The organism is Mesorhizobium sp. M1004 (assembly GCF_040318795.1).
Lineage (GTDB): Bacteria > Pseudomonadota > Alphaproteobacteria > Rhizobiales > Rhizobiaceae > Mesorhizobium.
Genome location: NZ_JAMYNB010000003.1, coordinates 343,049 through 365,023 on the forward strand (window position 1 = coordinate 343,049; position 21,975 = coordinate 365,023).

At 58.4% G+C, this 21,975-nt stretch carries 15 protein-coding genes and 1 tRNA gene; 9 read left to right on the forward strand and 7 right to left on the reverse strand.

What is annotated here, in order from left to right; translation table 11 throughout:
* Positions 1–202: 202 nt before the first annotated feature.
* From NKH54_RS08580 to NKH54_RS08610, 7 genes are all read left to right on the forward strand, one after another.
* Positions 203–1,264, forward strand: coding sequence for a hypothetical protein (locus tag NKH54_RS08580; RefSeq protein WP_353028040.1), 1,062 nt, complete (start codon positions 203–205; stop codon positions 1,262–1,264).
* A gap of 298 nt (positions 1,265–1,562) precedes the next feature.
* Complete coding sequence (locus NKH54_RS08585; RefSeq protein ID WP_353028041.1) at positions 1,563–5,528, forward strand: nSTAND3 domain-containing NTPase; 3,966 nt, start codon at positions 1,563–1,565, stop codon at positions 5,526–5,528.
* Between the two features lie 252 nt (positions 5,529–5,780).
* Complete coding sequence (locus tag NKH54_RS08590; RefSeq protein ID WP_353028042.1) at positions 5,781–9,347, forward strand: AAA domain-containing protein; 3,567 nt, start codon at positions 5,781–5,783, stop codon at positions 9,345–9,347.
* Positions 9,331–11,112: a phospholipase D-like domain-containing protein gene (locus NKH54_RS08595; RefSeq protein WP_353028043.1), complete on the forward strand. Its 1,782-nt coding sequence runs from the start codon at positions 9,331–9,333 to the stop codon at positions 11,110–11,112. Before NKH54_RS08590 ends, NKH54_RS08595 begins: the two co-directional genes overlap by 17 nt.
* 272 nt (positions 11,113–11,384) lie before the next feature.
* A complete protein-coding gene (locus tag NKH54_RS08600; RefSeq protein WP_353028044.1) occupies positions 11,385–11,720 on the forward strand; it encodes a DUF3489 domain-containing protein in 336 nt (111 codons plus the stop codon).
* A 4-nt stretch (positions 11,721–11,724) separates the two neighbouring features.
* A complete protein-coding gene (locus NKH54_RS08605; RefSeq protein WP_353028045.1) occupies positions 11,725–12,219 on the forward strand; it encodes a DUF2924 domain-containing protein in 495 nt (164 codons plus the stop codon).
* Positions 12,216–13,907 carry a recombinase family protein gene (locus tag NKH54_RS08610; RefSeq protein ID WP_353028046.1) on the forward strand — a complete coding sequence of 564 codons (1,692 nt, stop codon included), beginning with the start codon at positions 12,216–12,218 and terminating at the stop codon, positions 13,905–13,907. Before NKH54_RS08605 ends, NKH54_RS08610 begins: the two co-directional genes overlap by 4 nt.
* 207 nt (positions 13,908–14,114) lie before the next feature.
* On the opposite strand, the gene NKH54_RS08615 is transcribed toward NKH54_RS08610, so the two are convergent.
* Positions 14,115–14,191: transfer RNA gene (locus tag NKH54_RS08615), tRNA-Arg, on the reverse strand.
* A gap of 106 nt (positions 14,192–14,297) precedes the next feature.
* Positions 14,298–15,461, reverse strand: a complete 1,164-nt coding sequence (locus NKH54_RS08620; protein WP_353028047.1) for a M20 aminoacylase family protein — start codon at positions 15,459–15,461, stop codon at positions 14,298–14,300.
* Positions 15,462–15,694: 233 nt separating this feature from the next.
* Between NKH54_RS08620 and NKH54_RS08625 the strand changes: the two genes are divergently transcribed.
* Both NKH54_RS08625 and NKH54_RS08630 read left to right on the forward strand, forming a co-directional pair.
* Positions 15,695–16,873: a D-alanyl-D-alanine carboxypeptidase family protein gene (locus NKH54_RS08625; protein ID WP_023699101.1), complete on the forward strand. Its 1,179-nt coding sequence runs from the start codon at positions 15,695–15,697 to the stop codon at positions 16,871–16,873.
* 3 nt (positions 16,874–16,876) lie between these two features.
* Positions 16,877–17,974 carry a CobW family GTP-binding protein gene (locus NKH54_RS08630; RefSeq protein WP_023706315.1) on the forward strand — a complete coding sequence of 366 codons (1,098 nt, stop codon included), beginning with the start codon at positions 16,877–16,879 and terminating at the stop codon, positions 17,972–17,974.
* Positions 17,975–17,986: 12 nt separating this feature from the next.
* On the opposite strand, the gene NKH54_RS08635 is transcribed toward NKH54_RS08630, so the two are convergent.
* From NKH54_RS08635 to NKH54_RS08655, 5 genes are all read right to left on the reverse strand, one after another.
* Positions 17,987–18,235 (reverse strand): sulfurtransferase TusA family protein, encoded by a 249-nt coding sequence (locus NKH54_RS08635; RefSeq protein WP_353028048.1) that lies wholly within the window; start codon positions 18,233–18,235, stop codon positions 17,987–17,989.
* Positions 18,236–18,295: 60 nt separating this feature from the next.
* Positions 18,296–19,591, reverse strand: a complete 1,296-nt coding sequence (locus tag NKH54_RS08640) for a L,D-transpeptidase family protein (protein ID WP_023815675.1) — start codon at positions 19,589–19,591, stop codon at positions 18,296–18,298.
* 234 nt (positions 19,592–19,825) lie between these two features.
* Positions 19,826–20,776, reverse strand: a complete 951-nt coding sequence (locus NKH54_RS08645) for an acetyl-CoA carboxylase carboxyltransferase subunit alpha (protein ID WP_023685389.1) — start codon at positions 20,774–20,776, stop codon at positions 19,826–19,828.
* 88 nt (positions 20,777–20,864) lie between these two features.
* On the reverse strand, positions 20,865–21,776 hold the full coding sequence (locus tag NKH54_RS08650) for a site-specific tyrosine recombinase XerD (protein ID WP_027050748.1): 912 nt from the start codon (positions 21,774–21,776) through the stop codon (positions 20,865–20,867).
* 21 nt (positions 21,777–21,797) lie between these two features.
* The gene (locus NKH54_RS08655; RefSeq protein WP_023670666.1) at positions 21,798–21,950 is read right to left on the reverse strand and encodes a hypothetical protein; all 153 of its coding nucleotides are present in this window, start codon (positions 21,948–21,950) and stop codon (positions 21,798–21,800) included.
* Positions 21,951–21,975 lie beyond the last annotated feature (25 nt).

Genomic DNA, 21,975 nt, shown 5'->3' on the forward strand with positions numbered 1-21,975 from the left:
CAGTTGGGGCGACTAGGCCGTCGCATCGTTGTGCTGCCTCTTTTCGCGTCTCGGTGACTTGAAAAATCATGACAGCGCTACGGCATCAATCGCGCGAAACTTTCTGCACATAAGATGACTTTCCTGCGCGAGCTTAACCTATTCTGCCTAGAGCCCATAGCCTATCATCGGCGCAGGCAGTTGATAGAGGGGGAGGGGAGCAATGCCGAAGGGATTGCGTGAGAGTTTTGCTTGTTACGGGGCCGTCCCCATCAACCCGGTATGGAGTTGGTCTGCGCGCACTTCCGATAAGAGCGCTGTCGTAGTTACCCTTTGGCAGGACCGTCTTTTTCGCCAAGGTGGCCAACTCTTCTATGACGATGTTGCTATCGACACCAAAGACTGGAGCCCGAGACTGGGAAACAAGGAACGATTGGAAAACCTGCGGTGGGCGCGGGATAATTGCGATGGCCGCTTCCGGGCCATCATCAGGATTGCAAGGGATGTCAACGCGCAGCCCCGAAAAGGACGGCGTGAAAGCTATGTGCAACCTAACCTCTGGATGACGCTGACCTATCTAGACGAGACTACTGGAGAATTTCGGGCGGCAGGCCCAGTTGCGGACTGGGATTCGACCGAGCTGGAAATACCCGAAACTACCCCGGTCCGACGAAATGCCGGGCGACTTCCAGTGGCTGTCTTGAGGCGTGTTAAGCCGAGGATGATCGAAGCGGCCATTGACTCGTTTATGGCCGGTTTGTCGCACAATTTCGGACAATCTACGGATTTCGACCTCCTCCTGCCGTCTGGGGAACGACTTCCCCCAAAAGCAATCTTTGGTATCGCGTTGACACCGGTCATAGGTCGACCTGCTAGGCCAACGGACTTCACGGCCGGCTGGGGGCAACCCTGTTTCGATATCATCGAAAGTGCTGGTTACCTCATCGTCCCAAAGGGAGAGGACCTGCCCCAGTCATTCTATGATGATGAGTCGTCCGCGATCGAAGGTTCACAAAAACTAGTCGAACACCTTCAGAAGGAGCGCGCCAGAGGCCTTACGGCGATGAAAAAGCAATGGTTCGTTAAACAGCACGGCTACCTGTTCTGCGAACGCTGCAAGGTCATTCCTTCTCAAAGTCTTGGACCCTTTGGCGATGCCTGTATTGAGGTGCATCACAAGACCACTGCTGTAGGCAAAATGAATGGTCCAACGCGCACGTGGCTTGCCGATTTGCAGTGCCTCTGTGCGAATTGTCATCGGATCGTCCATCGCGAAATGCTCTGACTGAATTTAAGCATTGAAAGCATGGATACAAGTTCAAATTCCAGCCTGAACCTTTTGTGCGACCTTCCAGAAAATGATGTTCTGCGACTTTCACTCCGAGGAGGACAGCCCATATTAACGCACCGCGGACGAGTTTGCGAACTAGCGCGGGCGCCCAAAAAAAGTCGACACCTCGCTCAGGGAGGCAACAAGTGTCGTACAGGGCTCTCTCCGGGTGCCAAGATGCGTATAAGCCCTTAACTTACTCTGACTGTTGAACAACTCGCTGTGGCTCGGTGCCCTATGCTAAGATGGCGGCATGCCCGATTCTACAACAACTGCCACCGACGAACCATCATCTTCGAGCGGGACAACGGCGCTCGAGGGCTTCATCTATCAAAAAGATGTATCCGTCTGGGTATCACTGGATCTCTTGCTGGTGAGGAAGGTAGCGAAGAGGGTCGTCCTGGAGCCGGTGACCGAGGAAGACCTTGAGACGGACATCGAAGACGAGCCGGGTGCGATGGCGCAGGCAACCGCGCTGGACACCTACCGGCTGATCGTACAGTGCAAGGTAAAAAGTACCGGTCCGTGGACGCATCAGGAGATCGGACGGCTTCTGACGCATGGAACGCGGCGAAAGAGCGCTGCCGAACGGCTTAAAGACCCCTCTGCGCGCTATCTTCTCATCACCACAGCAGACCTTCAAGGCGTAGCTCGACACCTGCGGGTTGACGAGGTAGGGGCCTGGCCCCGCGCGTCTGACCTGCCGCCTGAAATTGGTGCAAAACTTCCATCATTGGCCGGCGGGCGCATTGGCATTCTCGGCCCAATGGATCAGGAGCGCGTCAGGCGCCGCATCGACGTAATCCTGACCGAGCGGTTCCGCGTTCCCGTGACAAAGCTCGCGGAATGCCGCGAGCGCCTCCGGGCCTGCGCCTTCGAGCGGATGCTCGGCGGTAGCGGCGGCGTATGGACCCGTGAGGAGATCGAGCAAGAGATCAGGCGATACGGTGGGTATGTTGGAGAATCCGCGGACCTCGAAGGCTTTGTGCCGCCGACAAACTGGGCCGAGCTAGAGGAAGCGCTAGACAAGCGTCATGCCGTGCTGATCACGGGGGCATCCGGTACTGGCAAGACCAAGGCAGCCAAAGCCCTCATCGCGCGGCTCAGGGATCGCGTTCCCGGTATTCGCCACGAGGTCATCCGGGGCGGCCCCGAAAAGATATACGAAGATCATCTAGGCGGCCCGGTGGTCTATGAGATCGAAGATCCATGGGGCAAATTTCGACTCGACGAAACATCAGTCCCGTGGAACGACGCGATCGACGACCTTCTGCAGTCTGCAAACAGCGATCGGAAGTTCGTCGTTACCAGCCGCTCCGATGTCCTCAGGGAAAGTGCACCCAAGACGTTGCGACCGAAATGGATCGTCCATCTTGAGGAGGAGAACTACGGCCTCACGGAGCGCCGCCGGCTCTTCGACAATCGGCTTCCTGGGTTGCCCTTCGACCTTCAGACCATCGTCGTCAGGTATGCCAAAGAGGCCGTCGAAGGGCTAACGACACCGCTCGAAATGCACCGGTATTTCAACATTCTCTCTGATGGTCTGAGGCCCAAGGAGCACGAACGCGACTATATCAAGCGCTGTCTGCAGGATGCGCACCAGAACTCGATCGAGACGTCGATCGTCGCCAATGTCGAGAAGCGTCGCGATTGGCAGTGGGCAGCTATCATTTGGGGTCTTTTTAAGGCGCGCGATCGTCAGTCATTTCACATGCTGCCGCGGATCCAGGCGGCTTTGTCCGCACACGACCAATCACTCGAAGACGGCCTTATCCGCTACATCAGCTTTCTAGTCGCTGGCCGAAACATCCGCCAGTCGGATGAGGTCCTTGCCTACCAGCATCCCCGCGTCGAACTCGGGCTGGAACAGGCGATGCTAAGCCATGCTAACCTGTCCTCCAGGGTTCTGCGCTACCTGCTGGAGACTTTTATCAGCTTTGATCGTGAGAGTGGTGGCGACTGGGGCACGGAGTCGGCTGCCTATTTGATGGCCGCTATCGCCCGCCATCATGACCTGCAGCCGGACATCCCCCGCGACATCGCCAGCACCGTCGACGAGTGGCTTGAGAAGCGCGTCGCTGCCGCAGGCCCAGAGTTTGAAGACGATCTCAAGCTGGCGGCGGCCGTCGGTTCCCCCTTGAGTGTGGTCGCGGAGCTTGCGCGCTGGCTCACCTATCGTGATCCAAACAGGGCTTGGCACGCATTCGACCATTGGCAGCCTCCCGAGCGGCCGCCAGAGTGGTACGATTGGGTGTCCCGCCACGAGCACACCAAGGCCATCTGCGAGGCATTCATCATCCGGAGCCTTCCCCGCGTGCATGGGCGGTTTGGCAGCGACTTTGCGGATCAGATTGCACGATTATCGCCGGACCTCACGCCAGCGTTCGCGCACGCTGCCGGCCTTATCATCGAGGGTGGATACCATCCCAACGACAATGCGATCGTCGCCGGGGCGCTCAAGGACATTAATGGCTTTGAACCGGTCGTGCGCCAAGCTGTTGAGTATCTGGCTCATCTTGCTAGCGACCAGGATCGCGAATTTTGGCTTGCGCTAAAGAACGGCGAGTACGACGAAGGCGCCGCAGAACACTACTACGAGGACGCCGGTGAAGAGGGTTACACAGCGCGGGAGTTGCTCGCAGAGTATGTCAGGCTTAGGCGCCGCACCGAGGGTTGGACGGCAGTGGCTCGACATCCCTTAGTCGCGGGGTTGGTTGAGGCCTGGTTGAAGGTTCTTCAGGATCAGTCCGACGCCACGGATGATGAATGGCAGGCCATCGCCGCGGTGGCTGAGGGATGGGAAGAGTCGCGGCTGTGGGAGCTCTTGCGCGGGCGCTTGCCCGCGAGCCTGCATCCGCGCCTGGAGAGAGCGCTTTGTGATGGCAATGGCCGGAACGCTATTCGAATTGAGGCTGTCCGCACGGCAATAGCGGATGCGCCGGAAGTACTCAGCCGGGTCGTGGAAGCTTTGCAAGCTGGCGGGCAGCATGCGCGCCTGCTTGAGCTCGCTATGGACATCGCCGCGTCACCAGACCGGGAATTCAGCGCGGACGTTGCCAGCCTCGGCGCAGCCATCGTGTCGCGGCTGCCAGCGCCCCTGGATCAAGCCTTGGCCCCATTTCTTGGCCAGGAGGGCGCGCGCCTTTCTCCGGAGGCGGTCGCATTGCTGCAGTCGGTCGACGACAGCGGTCGCCTGAGGGTGCAGCTGCATCGCGCCCGTGTTCTTAACGCGTCTGGGCTCGACGTGAGCGCCCTCATTGACGGCATGCTGCGGATGCAGGGAGACAACAGCGACGGGACGATCTCCGACGTCGCAGACGCGATCGACCTGGCTGAGGCCGCCGGATATACCCACCTCGTCTTCCTAGGACTTGGCCATCGCTTTGCCGACGTGCGCGAGCGTGCCCTATCGGCTTTTGCCGCCCGGTCGGCCTCGCCCCTTAACACTGAGCTCCTGGGCTTTGCTGGCGACAAGGGCAACCGAGTCCGTCGACGTGTGGTGGATATCCTGGATCAAAAGCGGCATCCAGACCACCTGGAAACGCTTGTCAGGTTGTCTGGCGACGACTGGTCCAATCACGCGTACCACTACGAGGAACCCGCAAATTATCCGATCGCCATCCGGGCGTCAGAGATACTGCTTACGACGACGATTGGCGACGAGCACGTAGATGCGCTTGCAACCGTCATCAAGGCCAGCAAAGATTCAGAGGTGCAGCTGAACCTGCTGCGGGCCCTGGTCCGGAACGGTTCCGATGCGGCGCGAAATCGTGTCCTCAGACTGGCGTTGAAGACCGGCTCCCCGCCTCTTCATCGTTACGCCGCACTTGCGCTCATCGCGGAAGCCGACAAGGTACAGCCGGACGAGGCGGCGGGTATCGGCGACAATCAGCTGCAAAGCAGGATCGCCGACGTGGCGGTTTCACTGGCCTATCTCCTCGCCTTGCGCGCACCCGAGGCGCGTGTCATCGCGGCAGCGCAAGCGCTCTCTCCGGGGCGGCTGGTCCTGCTGGTGCCGCTCTTGCTGGGTGCCTACGGGCAGAGTGAAGACCTGGGGCGGGACGTCCAGAATTTACTTCCGCTCAAACTGAAGGAGATTTTTGCAAGTCTGCCGGCTTCGTTGCCCGAAGTCACGGCGCACGACCTTTCTGAATTCGGCGAGGTCCGCATAGTCGAGGCGGTCGCTGCCTGGCTTAAGGCAAGCCGGGCGAATGCCTGACACTCGCCTTACCCATCCCCATCGAAGTCCTTCAACTCGCACCGGATCTGCATCTCATCCGCCTTTGGGCAGGCGTCGCGCCACAAGCGGTCCGTTCCATCGAACATGTGGTGCAGTGTTTCGAGGATGCCGGCGCGTTCCGTTGGATTGGGAGATATCAAATTTCTGCCACAACGGTCCTAACGGCATTTTTCTTGAGACAACGGCCGAGTGTATTGCCCTATTGTACAACATCGATACTATGCAGATCGCATGGCTAAGAGATCACAGAAGAAAACGGATACATTTCTCTCCGGGTTTTCACTCAAAAAGAATGCTTTGGTGCGGGCTGATCGAAAGATTGGGCGTCCTGGGCTTCGGGAAGGCACCGATAGTACAGGCCGTCGAATTCTCCTCAAGCACTGGCCGAGGGAGAAAGGGGTAGACGATACAGATTTGGAAGACATCTGGCGCAGCGAGATTCGTCAGCTGCACCGACTGGCCGCCGTCCCTCGCGCCGACGAACTGATCGCTCGAATGCTTTCAAATGGGGCGGACGAGAATGGTTTCTACCTCGTTCTAGACGCCGGGGAAGCTCTGCCACTTCAAGCCCTGTTTGACAATGACGCTTCAGTCGTCCTGCAAACGACGCGGCAGCCCCATTCGAGAACACTGCTATGGGCAAACTTTCGGAGGCTCGTAAGCGGTCTCGACCTGCTCCATTCTCAGGGCATAATTCACCGAAACCTTGATATGTGGTGCATCCTCACGAACCTGAGATCAAGTCCGGACTTCAGGTTAACCGGCTTCGAATGGTCGATGCGTATCGCGGTTACCGCACTGGATGGAAAAAAGGACAGCCCCAAGGCTATAAGGCAACGCCCAGCCACTTCATTCGCCGCCGACTGGGCGGATCTAGCTTTGTTGTTTGCCGACATTCTCGATGTGCCCCTAGATAGACTCGCTGATATGCAAATCGTACCGTCAGCCGTTGTGGAACATTCTACCGCTGCTGAGATCCGCCTTCTTCGCACAATGATCGGGTTGTTGCCGGTTGATCGACTGGACGCCGAAGAAATACAACGGCAAGCCGCCGAAATAGCAGCTGCGCTAAATGCTGAATTGCTGTCCCGCGAGAGTCGGTACTCGGCCGCGCTAAATTTAGGCGATACGAGCAAATTAACCAGAAAAATTCGCGAGGAACTTGATTATGCACTAGAGGTAAACGATTTTGACGAGCAAATTGACTTCATCGTGAAAGATCTGGGACCAAGCCCGCTTTTTATAGGATACAATCATGAAGCCGGCGGCGAACTGGTATATGCGCTTTGCGGTGACCGGCTAAACTACAACGTACGTCGCTACAAGCGTTGGGGCTCCACCGAACCTGAAAGCTGGGACTTTGCATTCATTGATGATGCGGAATCCCAATCTCCGCAGCCCATGGCCATCCAGTGGTCAATTTCCGTTGAAGCTTCGACGCTCGACTTTCGACAGATGCAGGATGCCTCCCGTGAGTTTCCGAAACTGCGTGGAAGAACATTATCTTGGGAAAAACTAATAGTCTCCACTGGAAAGGCAGCTAGGCAGCGATCCCCAGCGCAGGAAGTCAACCAAGCGCTTGCACTTTTGCTTCGTCTTGAATTGGCATTTGCCACCACCGCTATCTACCCCGTCAGGGTTCTAACGCGTCCTGACAAGTCCGCTTATGGGAACCGGTACCGTATTGAAGTTATAGATGAGGCGGACAGGGACAGGTATCAACTCGCCGAAGCGCTAAAGATTGACGCCCCCGCGGCGAAACTTCAAAAGATGTTGTCCCCCGAGGGGCCGAATGAGGACATAAAACAGGAGGTCGAATGGGCACTATTGGATATTGGAGCTCTCGGTACACGTGGGACTATAACGAAATGGCGTGTCGAGATCGCGCCAGCTCCTGAGACGGATGGGGTCTTTACGCTCGAGGGCCCCCAACCTCCGCATTTGACTGGGAAGGCTTTTTTAACACCGACAGACACCACAGCCAATTTGGTTCAACTCAAGCGGCGGCAGCGGGCTCTAACTGTATTGTCAACACACACGGAATTGCTTCAGCTTTTAGTCGACCAGCGTGGTAATATAAGTGACAGCCAAGATAAGCTAAGAATTGATTCTCAGTTTTCAAGGTTTGACGCTTCAAAGAAATTGGCGTTGCAGGAAATCACTGCCACGGTTCCATTTTTCATGCTGCAAGGTCCGCCCGGTGTCGGGAAGACTCACCTTGTTACTGATTTAGTCAGGCGCAAACTCTTTGAGGAGCCGACGAGTCGTCTCCTACTTTCCGCGCAGAGCAATGCTGCAATAGATCACTTAATGGATAAGGTTAGTGAGCTATTCGAGGGCGCGGATGCGCCGGTAATGGTCCGAGCACGTGCGGCAGATGACGAGAAAGAAAGCGGAAAACTGGAGATATCCTCGCAAGCAGGTCGGCTACTACGCGACCTGGCGGGGAGCAAAATATGCGAGGCAGATAATAACCTTAGCAAGCGAATCCGAGCCATGGCCGATGTCGCCAGTGGTGGGTCCGCGGCTGCACGAGGATTAGCATCTTCAGATCGTAGGGCATTTGAAAGTCTTCTGCTTAGGTCTGCAAATATCGTTTTTGCCACCACAAACTCTCCCGCGCTTGAGACATTGATCAATGAAAAGGGATTCTTTGATTGGACGATCATTGAAGAGGCGGCCAAAGCTTCTGGTACAGACCTAATACAACCTCTACTTTTGTCCTACCGTCGCCTTATGATCGGAGATCATCTGCAGCTTCCCCCCTTCGATCTGGATCGAGTCAAAAATTTGCTCGCTGACCCAAGCGCGGTTCACAGTGCAATCGTTGCGTCGCAAAAATTGATCGCTCGCTTCCTAAAGGACGTTGCGATCGATGAGTTTGTTGAAGATGAGGAGCGAACACAGGATGATTTGTCTAAAACCTGTGCGGACGCACTTGGGCTTCTGACGATGTTCGAGACTCTTATTGAGCGGGAATATGCACGCATTGAGAGGCGACCATATCTAAGGCGAATTGCCCGCCGCCTCAACGAGCAGCATAGAATGCACCCGGCTATCGCCAAGATTGTCTCCGAGACGTTTTATGACAATGATCTTGTAACCTTCAAGGAGAAGGAAGAGGAGTTCCTCGCGTTACGCCCTCCGGTCGTTTTTGCAAATGAGTGCGCGATTTCCGAAAGCCCGGTGATCTTCGTAGACATGCCGTATTCGCGGCAAGCAACGGCGGGCAGCAATTACGGAGACTCAGACCGACCTTTTCGAGTGAACCGTTCCGAAGTGCAAGCCTGCTGCAATCTTCTGGGTTGGCTAAGAGTAACGGGAAGCCTCGACAAGAAGCCAACCCTGGCAATTCTCTCTCCCTACACGGAACAAGTTAAGCTCCTGCGCTCGACGCTGGGCGCTCGAAACATTGCGGCTCTGGAAGATGATTTTAGGCCAGAGGAGGGTGGAGAGTTTTTTGGGACGGTGGATTCGTTTCAAGGTCGCGAAGCTGATTGCGTGGTAATCTCGCTAGTGAGGAACAACGAGCATACAAATTATGTCAAAGCACTGGGGTTCATCGGTCGCAGCAATCGTATGAATGTGCTCGTCAGCAGGGCTAAACATAAGCTGATTGTGATAGGCAGCTTGGCGTTCTTCGATCATGTGTTGGAAAGTACGAGCAACAAGTCGGTAAAATCGTTAGATTTTTTCCGGCGATTGCGGAGAAGTCTTAAAAGTGGGCAAGAGCGCCAAATTTCTCCTGATATAGCAGTTCCCGAAGTCAGCGTTGTGCAGCATGAAAAATTTGCCTGAAGAGGAAAAGGGTACAATACATCTTGTCTACCCGCTCCTGCGTGGCAGCAAGAAATTCAAGCTTGAGCGTGGACGCCGTTGGAGTGTCGTAGAACATCTTTTGCTACGAACTGTTTGTGATGTGGGACTCACTGCCGATGACTTGTCCAAGAGCTCGCAGCTTCCTCGACGTGTAATAGTCGAAGCGTTCACGCGTCTAATGCGAGCGGGATGGGTGGAAATTCGGACTTCGGGAAAAAATCTGCTTTTCAAGGCGACTGAGCCTGGAAAGCGTAACGCGAAACTCGACAACCTGCCATCCGTAATTGTTCCAGATGCGCGATGGATTACTTACTATATTGATGACCTTACGGGATGTGTTTTCCGATGGCGAGATGTTATCAATAGGAGCAGAAAGGATCTTCCAACAAATAACGCTGGCCAGCACGTTCACATGATGCCGCGTAAAGGTGTTGTTGAAAATCTTGCGGAGATTTATCGCGTACTAGAAAGCGGTGATGAGTTAATAGTCGGATCATTCCCGAGTGCCTCCGGAGCTTCTTCTACGTTCGGTCTCATAACGTTCAGGAATGGATTGCCGGAAGGAATTCCCAAAGGCGCGTCGCAGCAGTTCCTCGACCTTGTTGCAGGTGCCTATTTGGAGGCGCAGACCGAACTGTCAAGAAAGGGCACTCTTCTACCTGCGGCAGTTATTAGTCGCGCTGGAGAAAATGCATCGCCAGCTCGGCCGAGAGTGGGCATTTTCGAGAATGGCGATCTAATTCTCGATGACCAAGGTCACAGACAAACGTTCGAGGGAATATTAGGCGGCGCGCAAGACCGCGTTATCATTCATTCGACGTTCGTTTCGGACAATGCCAAAGATCGGTTGCCTGCTCTTTTGCAGGCTGCATCAAGAAAAGTTCGTGTCGACATTTTTTTCGGGCAGGGCGATGATCCTGCGGAAAAGGAAAATTCAAGCCAACTGGCGATGAGGGCGATGCACGACTGGATCGGCGAGCATCCATTCCGTGAATACATCCGCATGCATCACCTTAGCACTGGTTCTCACGCCAAATTCATGGTTGCCAACGACAGGCGGATGGGATGGATCGGTGTCGTGGGCTCTTGTAATTGGCTAGCCACACGGTTCGACAGCTTCGAGGCGTCTGTACGGCTACGAGATAGGCTTCAAGTCGCTGAGCTGGTTAACTCGCTATCGATGATGTCGGTTGGCAGGAAGAGTATTTGGAACGAAACCGCGCAGGAGCTGGCGACTTTAAGTCGAGAGATACAATCGTCGCCAGAAAAGTCGGGGCGTCGGGTTCCAATGTGGCTCCTGTACACCGAAGATCACGCAAAGGTCCCAATAGATGCACGTGATCGCTACCAACGTCGTGCTTTCGTCACAAGCCACAGGATTGGAGTCGCAGGCAAGGCAGTCACACTCTATCCGCTCATCGCAGGGACAAAAAATAAGGATGAGGATCACATTGAGGTTTTTGCATATTACGGACGCACAACGGGAGCTATGTCGGGCATAGAAGCAACCCAAATCGCGCGAGAGTATGCCTCAGCCGGACTTTCGTTGCGCCCTGTGCAAAGGCCGAGACTGCATGCAAAGGTTTTGGGGTGGGATTCAAACTGCCTTGCGGTGTCAAGCTTCAATTGGCTATCGGTTGACCCCAGCGAAAAGAAGCCATTCAACGAGATCGGCGTGTTTATCGAGTCTACCCGCATCGCTGATACCTTCATCAACGCGTTTGAGTCTGCGCAGTGGGGATGAGGCACAAAGAGCAGGTTGCACCGTTTAAGAACTGATAGATTTGTCGCGGGTAACTTGGCCCATCAACAATCGTTCGATAGCCGAAAATAATTCTCTGTCGCACTGGACTTTGCTCAAGCCGCAAGCATTGCTGTTGGGGCCGGGCGACGCAGACCCTCTCGGTTTATGCCCGCCCAGTGCGGGCTCCAGCCAGTACAGGCGTCGGATGGTCCGACGCCGGTATTGATGGAGAAAAGCTATGCTCGTTACCGACAATGACCAGGGAGAGGGCTGTGGAATTGGAGAGATTGAGAACCGCCCCTGCTCAAGCGATTGCGACGCCGCGGAAGCGCCTTCGGAAACTGTCTTTCACTCCGGTAGATGTCGCACCCAAAAGTAAGAATCTCAAGGTCGCCGACACGAAGACGGACACCGTCTTGAAGAAGCTTCGCTTGGCAAGGGGGGCGACGCTCGCGACCTTGATAGACGCGACCGGTTGGCAACCTCATTCGGTGCGCGGGTTTCTCTCTGGGACGGTGAAGAAGAAGCTGGGCTTGTGTTTAGTCAGCGAAGTCGGCAAGGACGGGGTTCGACGCTATCGGCTCGTCGGCAAGGCCAAGGCTGATTGAAGCCATGGCTATCGAACCAAAGCTTCAACTGGAGGTCGCCGCGCTTGGCGACCTCTCTCGCGACGAGCTTGTGGCTCGGTGGATCAAGATCTATGGGTGCCCGCCGCCGAGCGGGGTGCGGCGTGACCTCTTAGTGAGAGCGGCCGCCTGGCATCTGCAAGCGAAGAGGCTCGGAGGCTTGTCGCCTGAGACAAAGAGGCGCTTCGCCGAAGCAGTGCGACAGGTCGGCATCAATGGATCGGGAACGGCATCAGGCTCGGCGTCGGTGACTTCAAATGAGATGCAGGGCGATGGTAAAAATGCCGACCCAGCTGCGAAGCAGCGTCGGTCTCTATCGAAGGGGGCTCGCCTTCTGCGTGATTGGAATGGCAAAACTCACGTCGTCGACGTGACCGCGGAAGGGTTTCTGTTTGAAGGTAAGTCCTATCGGTCGCTCTCCGCTATCGCCCGCAAGATCACTGGCGCTCACTGGTCCGGTCCGAGGTTCTTTGGGCTATGAGCAACCAGCAAAAACTGCGCTGTGCCGTCTACACCCGCAAATCCACCGAAGAGGGTCTTGAGCAGGAATTCAACTCACTTGATGCGCAGCGCGAAGCTTGCGTGGCCTTCATCGCTTCGCAGGTCGGTCTGGGTTGGAAGCTGGTACCAGAGTTCTATGACGATGGCGGCATCTCAGGTGGGACCATGGAGAGGCCAGCGCTAAAGCGCCTACTTCAAGACATTCGTGACAGGCGAATCGAAGTGGTGGTCGTGTACAAGATCGATAGGCTCACGCGGTCGCTGATGGACTTTTCCAAGATCGTTGAGACCTTCGATGCTCACGGTGTGTCTTTTGTTTCTGTCACCCAGCAGTTCAACACCACGACGTCGATGGGCAGGCTGACACTCAACGTGCTCCTCTCATTCGCTCAGTTCGAGCGGGAAGTGACCGCAGAGCGCATCCGCGACAAGATCGCTGCATCCAGAAAGAAGGGTATGTGGATGGGCGGTACCGTTCCGCTCGGCTACCGTGCAGTTGATAAGAAGCTGGTGGTTGATGAACCAGCAGCTACAATCGTCCGGTCGATATTCCCGCGCTATCTGGAATTGAAGTCAGTGCTGGCCTTAGCCGATGAGCTGAATCAAAGCCAAACGGTGGACAGATCCACGCCACTTCGATCCCCGGTCAGTCGTGGGCGACTCTATCACCTGCTTTCAAACCCCGTTTACATCGGCCAGGCTCGTCACAAAGACACATGCTACGAAGGCGCTCACCAGCCGATCGTAGACGCGGAATTGTTTGCTTCGGTTCAGGTACTGTTGAAGGAGCAAGGGCCTAAACGCCGATCGCGATCGAATGTCGCAGATCTGCACCTGCTTACAGGCCTCATCTTCGACGAAACCGGCGATCGGCTGAGCCCTGCCTATGCGAGCAACCATGGCAAGCGCTACCGCTACTACATCTCCAATCGGTTGAAGGTCGCTCGGCGCAAGGACGATACCGGCTGGAGAGTTCCGGCTGACGAACTGGAAGCGTTCGTCGACCAACAGCTAATCGCTTTGCTCAAAGGCAAATCGCTGTTGGCCGAATGGATCGAGCGATACGCCTCTAAGGAGGCGATCGCGAGCAGCTTGAGCGAGGCGGACGGGCTCTTGAGCGACTCGCCAGGATGTAATGCGAAGCGTAGATTGATCGTCAAAAGCGCGATCCTGAGGATAACGCTTTCGTCCCAGACAATTGAGCTCGCAATCAACCCTGCTGCTTTGGTGAGAGCAATCGTACAATCCCAGAGCGCTGGTATTGGCGCAAAGGACCCCCAGCAACCTGTCATCGCAGTGGAGACTCATACGATCACCATCGCATGCCAGATTCAGAGGCGTGGAAATGAGGCACGCTTGATCATTGGAGATCGACCAAAGCGTGAAAAGGCTCCTGATCCGAGCCTCGTCAAACTGCTGGCAAGGTCACACTCGATGTTGTCGGCGCTCACAAACGGCTCGGCTCGAAGCATTTCTGAACTTTCGAAAGCTACCGGTATCCATCGCGCTGACCTAAGCAAGGCATTGCCACTAGCCTTCCTCTCTCCGGCGATCGTGGACAACATTTTGGCGGGCAATCAACCTGTCAGCCTAACCGCCCGGCGGCTCGCTCGGCTCGCAGATCTTCCGGTTGATTGGAACCAGCAGCAGTCCCTTCTGGGCTTTTAGTACAGCCCACAGGCGATCTCTCTGCATCAACTACGAAAACAATAGGGCACGGAAAGCTGGTCAGAGAGACGGGCCTTGAAAACTCGGCGGAAACAGAGACCGATTGAGCGGATCTGCCCGGCTGTTGGGAGAACGGTCCGGCTAACCCTGGGATAAGTCGACCGAATTTCGAGCCAGCAGATAGAGACCATATTTACGGTGACTGCATGGTGATCCCGACAGGAATCGAACCTGTGACCTACAGATTAGGAATCTGCCGCTCTATCCTACTGAGCTACGGGACCACGCGGCCCGACACATAGCCGCTTCCGATCGTTTCGCCAAGAGGCTCGCCGAAGGCAATGAAGAGGCCGGCCGAAGGCTAATCGGCCGGCCTTTCGTCGGGGCAGGTCAGGCTGCCAGCGCCGTTTCGGCCAGTTTCACCCAGTAGCTCATGCCGTGCGGTATGACTTCGTCGTTGAAGTCGTAGGCCGGATGATGGAGGCCGGCGGTCTCGCCATTGCCGATGAAGATGAAGGCGCCAGGTCGGGCTTCCAGCATGTAGGAGAAGTCTTCGCCGCCCATCACCGGCTGGATGGCGCGGTGGACCTGGGTGTCGCCGGCGACATGTGCCGCGACATCGCCGGCAAAGACCGTTTCTTCCGGATGATTGAAGGTCACGGGATAGTTGGCGTCATAGTCGACAGTGATCGTCGCGCCGAAGGCGGTGGCTATTCCTTCGCAGATGGTGCGGATGCGCTCTTCCGACTTCTTGGCGATCTCTTTCTTCAGTGTGCGCACCGTGCCGGCAATCTCGGCGGTCTCGGGAATGACGTTGTAGGCGTCGCCGGCGTGGAACTTCGTCACCGAAACCACCACCGCCTCGACCGGATCGGTGCTGCGCGAAGCGACCGTCTGAAGGGCGCCGACCAACTGGCTGGTGATGACGATCGGGTCGATCGTGCCGTGCGGCATCGCCGCATGGCCGCCGCGGCCCTTCACGGTGATGGTGAACTCGGCGGTCGCCGCCATGATCGGGCCCGGCCGGATGGCGAACTGGCCCACCGGCAGGCCCGGCATGTTGTGCATGCCAAAGACGCGCGAAATATCGAAACGCTCCATCATGCCGTCCTTGACCATCTCGTTGCCGCCGCCGCCGCCCTCTTCCGCCGGCTGGAAGATGACCACGACCGAGCCGGCGAAATTGCGCGTTTCGGTCAGATATTTGGCGGCGCCCAAAAGCATCGCCGTATGGCCGTCATGGCCGCAGGCATGCATTTTGCCAGGAATGGTCGAGGCATAGGGCTTGCCGGTGATCTCGTTGATCGGCAGCGCGTCCATGTCGGCGCGCAAGCCGATTGTCGCGCCTTGCCCCTTGCGGCCATGGATGATGCCGACGACGCCGGTCTTGCCGAGGCCCGTCACCACGTCGTCGCAGCCGAATTCCTTCAGCTTCTCGGTGACGAAGGCGGCGGTCTTGAAGACATCGAAATTCAGTTCTGGCGTCTGGTGCAGATGGCGTCGCCAGCCGGCAACTTCATCCTGCATCTCGGCGGCGCGGTTGAGAATCGGCATAATGGTTCCATCTCGCTGTTGGAGCAGACGATCTGGCCTGCTTGATTGCAATTGTGATTGCCATGCTTGTTGCCATCTTGGCACTTTGCCATCTTGGCGTCACATAGGGTAAATAGCACCCCAGACAATGTGATCCGGAAATTGAGGGCCGGATCAGGTCATGCTGGCCATCGCGTAACGAAATCTTACGGAGCCAGGGGCGACTACGGCAAGAGGCGATTTCGGATTCCATGATGCGGCACAGCCATATCCTCAAATTACTGCTAACGGGCGGCTTGGCGCTACCCATGCTGGCTGGGCCAGCTTTGGCCAATCCGGTGATCCTGTTCGACCTCAACAGCGGCAAGGTTCTGCAGCACCAGGACGCATTCAAGCGCTGGTATCCCGCTTCGCTGAGCAAGCTGATGACCGCCTATGTCACCTTCCGGGCGATTGCCGCCGGCGAGGTCCAGCTCGATTCACCGATCAAGGTGACCAAGCATTCGGCGGGCGAACCGCCGAGCAAGATGGGCTTCAAGCCGGGCTCGGTGATGCGGCTCGACAATGCGTTGAAGATGATGCTGGTCAAATCGGCCAACGATATCGCCATGGCCATCGGCGAAAACATAGGCGGCTCGCAGGCCGGATTCGCCGTTCGCATGAATGCGGAGGCGGCGCGGCTCGGCATGACCGGAACGCATTTCGTCAATCCGAACGGACTGTTTTCGCCAGAGCAGTATACGACGGCGCGCGATCTTGCCCTGCTGGTGATGGCGATCCGCAAGGAATTCCCGCAATACGCCCCCTGGTTCTCGATCGAAGGCCTTGCCGTCGGCAAGAAGGCGATCTCCAACTACAATCTCTTGATCGGGCGCTATCCCGGCGCCGACGGCATGAAAACCGGGTTCGTCTGTCCCTCGGGCTTCAACATGATCGGCTCGGCGACACGCAATGGCCGCACGCTGGTCGCGGTCGTGCTCGGCGAAAAATCGGCGATCAGCCGTGCCGAGACCGCCGCCAGGCTGCTCGACCAGGGCTTTGCCATGCCCGACCCGAACTGGCTCACGGTCGCGGCCATGCCTTCCTATGGCGATACAATGTCACCCAACGACATGCATGATGAGATCTGCAGGAAGAAGGCGCCGCACGAGCAGTCCGAGGCGGCTCCGCCGGTGGCCGCGAAGGGTGCCGACGTGCCGAAATCGCCCTATCAGGAAAAGCTCGACCACGTGCCGACGCTGGTTGCCGTGGGCCTCGGCGGCGCCACCGGGCCGGCGCCGAAGGCGATGCTCGACCAGGGCGGCCAGGAATATGCCGATGTGCCGCTGCCGAGCTGGCGGCCAGACATTCCGGCGCCAAAGGGCGCCGAACCGGCCGTGGTGGGCCAGGCAACCGCGGTGCAGGGCGACCAGCTGGTCAAAGCCGCGAACTAGGCGATGGCTGGCTTTCCGATACCCGTCACGGTGGTCACCGGCTTCCTCGGCGCCGGCAAGACGACATTGCTCAACCGGCTGCTCAAAGATCCGGCACTGGTCGACACGGCCGTCATCATCAACGAATTCGGTGAGGTGGCGATCGACCACCTGCTGGTCGAGCAGGCCTCGGACGGCATCATCCAGTTGTCCGACGGCTGTCTGTGCTGCACGGTGCGCGGCGAACTGGTCGATACGCTGGCTGACCTCGTTGACCGGCTGCAGACCGGCCGTATCGCCCGCCTTGCCCGCGTCGTCGTCGAAACCACCGGGCTCGCCGATCCGGCGCCGGTGCTGCAGTCGATCATGGCGCATCCCGCCCTTGTGCAGGCCTTCCGACTTGATGGCGTCATCACGCTGGTCGACGCGGTCAACGGCAATGCGACGCTCGACGGCCATGTCGAGGCGGTCAAGCAGGTGGCGGTCGCCGATCGCATCGTGCTGACCAAGGTCGATCTGGCCAGCGATCCCGGCGACGTCGATGCTTTGCGAACGCGACTCCATCAGCTCAATCCAGGCGCCGTGGTGCTGGAGGCCGGCGACGGCCGAACCGGCGTCACGGCGCTGTTCGATTGCGGCCTCTACAATCCGGCGACCAAATCCGCCGATGTCCGGCGCTGGCTCGGCGAAGAAGCCGCCCATGAGCACCACCATCATCATGATCACGGCGAACATGAGCACCACCACCGCCACGATTCCCGCGTGCGCTCCTACTCGCTGGTCCATGACGGCCCGGTGCCGTTTTCGGCGATCGAGATGTTCCTCGACCTGCTGCGTTCTGCGCATGGCGACAAGCTTTTGCGGATGAAGGGCGTCATCGAGCTTGCGGAGGACCCGTCGCGGCCGCTTGTCGTCCACGGGGTGCAGAAGATCCTGCATCCGCCGGCGCGGCTGCTGGCCTGGCCGGACGGCCAACGCGGCACCAGGCTGGTGCTGATCACGCTCGATATGCCGGAAGATTATGTGCGCCGGCTGTTTTCCGCCTTCACCAACCGGCCGTCGATCGACACGCCGGATCGCGCGGCGCTGGAGAGCAATCCGCTGGCGATAGCCGGGGGCTGATTGTCAGGCTCGCTATGCGCCGCGTTCGACCAGGAAGCGGTGGCCGCCGCTGACGGCTGATGTTTCAACAAGCTGGTGGCCAGCGTCGGCGCAAAAGGCGGGGATGTCGATGACCGCCAGCGGGTCGGTGGTCTCCAGCCAAAGCCGGCTGCCCCGCTGCATTGCCGCCAGGCGTTTTTTCGCCTTGAGAACGGGCAGGGGGCAGTTCAGGCCCTTGAGGTCATAGATCGCGGTGTGATTTGTTTGTTTGTCTTCATGCATGTCTTTGTCCCAAAACCGCTGCGCACTTTTGGGCGACATGCATCGGCAAGGCGAAAAACCTCAGCCGCCGAACATGCCTAGCAGCTTGTTCTTGATCTTCGACATCCGGCTTTCGTCCGCCGGCGGTTCCGCAGGCGCCGCCTCGACGCTCGCAGTGGCGACCGGCTGCTGGGGGGCCTGCTTGGCTGCTTCCTTTTCGGCCAGCGCTTGGGCCTTTGCGGCTTGCTTTTCAGCCAGTGCCTGGGCCTTGGCGGCTTTCGCAGCCTCGATGGCAGCAACCCGCTGTTCCTCGGCCTTGCGCTTGGCTTCCTTCTCTGCGTCCAGCGCCGCCATCTTGCGGCCGGCGGGCGAATCGATGCGGCCCATGCGCGCCGTCTCGGTCAGCGTGCCGTCGGAATTCAGCGACGGCGGTTCGATCGGCACGCGCTCGCCCCGGGCGCGGCGCTTCGACCAGTCTGAAACGATGGCGGCTTCCTTGATGCCGGCAATGGTTGGCTTGGGCGCTGGCACGCTGGCCTTGACCGCGCCGGTGAAGGCCGCGTCATAGCTGCTTTGATAGGCGTTGAGTGCGCTCTTCAGCGAATCGGGCTGCGTGGTCGCGGGGCATGCGCCAGTCGGATCGAATGTCGTGCCCTCAGGCGCCACCTGGTTGAAGACATAGCGCTTGTCGCAGACATCGACCTTCGGTGGCACCTTGGTGATCTCGAAATTGTCGTAACCGACCTTCAGCATCTTCCAGAACTCATAGTTCGGGTCGTTGCGGTAGCGCGCCATGTTGGCGGCGGTCATGCGGAACGGGAAGGCCTGGATCTGGAACTCGGTCTGGCCGCCCTGGAAGGCATCGCGACCAAAAGCGTAGATCTGCTCGATCTGCGGGTCGGTCATCGAATAACAGCCCGACGACGAGCAGGCGCCGTGCACCATCAGATTGGCGCCGGTGCGGCCATTGGCACGGTCATAGGCGTTGGGATAGCCGATGTTGAAGGACAGGTGATAGTTCGAGCGCGGATTCATCTGCGACGGGCGGACCGTATAGAAACCTTCCGGCGCCTGGCGGTCGCCCTCGGTGTATTTTGGGCCGAGCTTGCCCGACCATTTGCAGATGTCGTAGCTGGCGACCATCTCGTAGCGGCCGGTGGTCTTGGCCTTCCAGATTTCGAGCTTGCCTTCTTCCTTGAAGATGCGAGCCATCACCGACGAGGTGCGGATCATGCCCTTGGCTTTCATGTCGGCCAGGATCTTGTCCGGCAGCGGCTTGCTGGCTTCCGGCGCAAAATTCTTCATCGAGGAATCGTTGCAGCCGGCAACGCCAAGCGCGGCGATCAGGAGTCCAGTGCGGGCAAGCTTGGTAAACATGGATACGGCTATGTCTTTTTCTCGCGGCACGGCCGGATAGCGCCCGGGCCTGCATGCTGAACACTGACGGACCCTAAGCCCGTTAACCTTGAAAATTCCTTACCGCAAGCGTCGGACGGCGCCCCCCACGGCAATTCGCCCGGTGTCACGGATTTTTTATTGAGCCGAATGCGGCGGCATTTTTGTGGCGAAATTGCTCCTTGACGCCACATTGCGGTGCGCTGCCGGCCAAAATCAGAGGCTGCGGCCCATCGCCAGATATTTTTCGCGGCGCTGTTCGCGAAAATCGGTGTTGGCGCCGGCAAAATCCTTCATCGTCTTGGCGATGAGATCGCCGGTGGCGGCGATCACCGTTTCGGGCGCGCGCTGGGCGCCGCCGAGCGGCTCGGCAATGATGGCGTCGATGATCTTCATTTCCAGAAGGTCCTGGGCGGTGATCTTCATGTTGGTCGCCGCATCTTTCGAGCGCGTGGTGTCGCGCCACAGGATCGAGGCAGCGCCTTCCGGCGAGATCACCGAATAGATGGCGTGTTCCAGCATGTAGACGCGGTTGGCGGTGGCGATCGCAATGGCGCCGCCCGAACCGCCTTCGCCGATTACAACCGAAATCGATGGCACTTTGAGGCCGAGGCAGGCCGAGGTTGAGCGGGCGATGGCTTCAGCCTGGCCGCGTTCCTCGGCGCCAACGCCGGGGTAAGCGCCGGCGGTGTCGACCAGCGTCAGAAGTGGGATCTGGAAACGGTCGGCAAGTTCCATCAGCCGCACGGCCTTGCGGTAGCCTTCAGGGCGCACCGAGCCGAAATTGTGCTTGAGCCGGCTCGCCGTGTCGGAGCCCTTTTCCTGGCCGATGACGGCCACCGGTTCGCCGCGGAAGCGGGCGAAGCCGCCGATGATCGCCTGGTCCTCGCCGAAATTGCGGTCGCCGGCGAGCGGCGTGAAATCGCTGAACAGACCCTTGATGTAGTCGAGGCAATGCGGCCTGTCGGTGTGGCGCGCGACCTGCACCTTCTGCCACGGCGTCAGCGCCTTGTAGATGTCGCGCAGCGCGTCGCGCACGCGCTTCTCGAGCCGGCTGATTTCGTCGCCGACGTCGACCGCCTCGCCATTCTCGGCAAGCTTCTTCAGCTCGAGGATCTTGAGTTCAAGGTCCTGCACCGGCTTTTCGAAATCGAGGTAATTGTACATTCTTGAGCGGACCGATGCGTCGGAAGGCAAACATCGCGCAGATGTAGGCTCCGCGCGGGCACGTTGCCCTCACATAGCGATATGAGGCCTAGTCGGCAAGCGGATGATGATCGTTGACCAGCCGCACCAACCGCTCTTCCAGCACATGCGTGTAAATCTGCGTGGTCGAGATATCGGCGTGGCCGAGCAGCTGCTGCACCGCCCTGAGATCGGCGCCGTTCTGCAGGAGATGGCTGGCGAAAGCATGGCGCAGCACATGCGGCGAAATTTTCGCCGCCGATATGCCGGCCCGCGCGGCAAGGCCTTTGAGATCGCGGGCAAAGACCTGCCGGGAGAGAAAGCCGCTGTCGCCGGCGGCCGGGAACAGAAACGGGCTGTCGGCGAAAGCCGGCACCGTGGCCCGGGCTGTGAGCCAAGCCCGCATCGCCGTGCGGGCCTTGGCCGACAGCGGCACCATGCGCTCCTTGTCGCCCTTGCCGCGCACCATGAAGAAGCGGTCGTCGCGCTGGGCGACGGTCACCGGCAGGCCGACTAGTTCGGAGACGCGCAAGCCGGTGGCATAGAGCACCTCCACCAAAGCGTGCAGGCGCAGTGCAGCCACCCGGTCACCATTGACGGCATCGCCTGTCTCAAGCGCGGCGCGGTCGAGCAGCCGACCGGTATCGGCCTCGCTCATCGTCTTGGGCAGCGGCCGGCCCTTTTTCGGACTGTCCAGCGTGCCGGTCGGGTCGTCGCCGCGCAAGCCCTCGGCGTAGAGAAACTTGAAGAACTGGCGGATCGCCGACAGTTTGCGCGCCTGCGACGTCGACGCAAAGCCGCGCGCCGCGATATCGTCGAGATAGGCGCGGATGTCGGCTGCGGCGGCAGCGGCAAGCCCGCCGGCAATCTGCTGCGAAGCGTCTTCGAGATCACGGCGGTAGGAAGACAGCGTGTTTGCAGCGGCACCGCGTTCGGCGCTCATCATCTCGAGAAAGGCTTCGATGCGAGCCGCGCTGTTCATGTTCCAGGGGTCAGTTTTGGGTCAGTTTTTCTTGGGGTTCAGCTTTTCCGGTGGAATGCGCACGGTGATTTCGGCTTTTTTCGGCTCGACGAACATCGCCAACGCCACCATCGTACCATAGGCAATGCCGGCAAGAATCATCATCGTCACGACAAAGCGGAACAGTGTCGGCATCAATCTTCGCCCGTCTTCTTGCTCT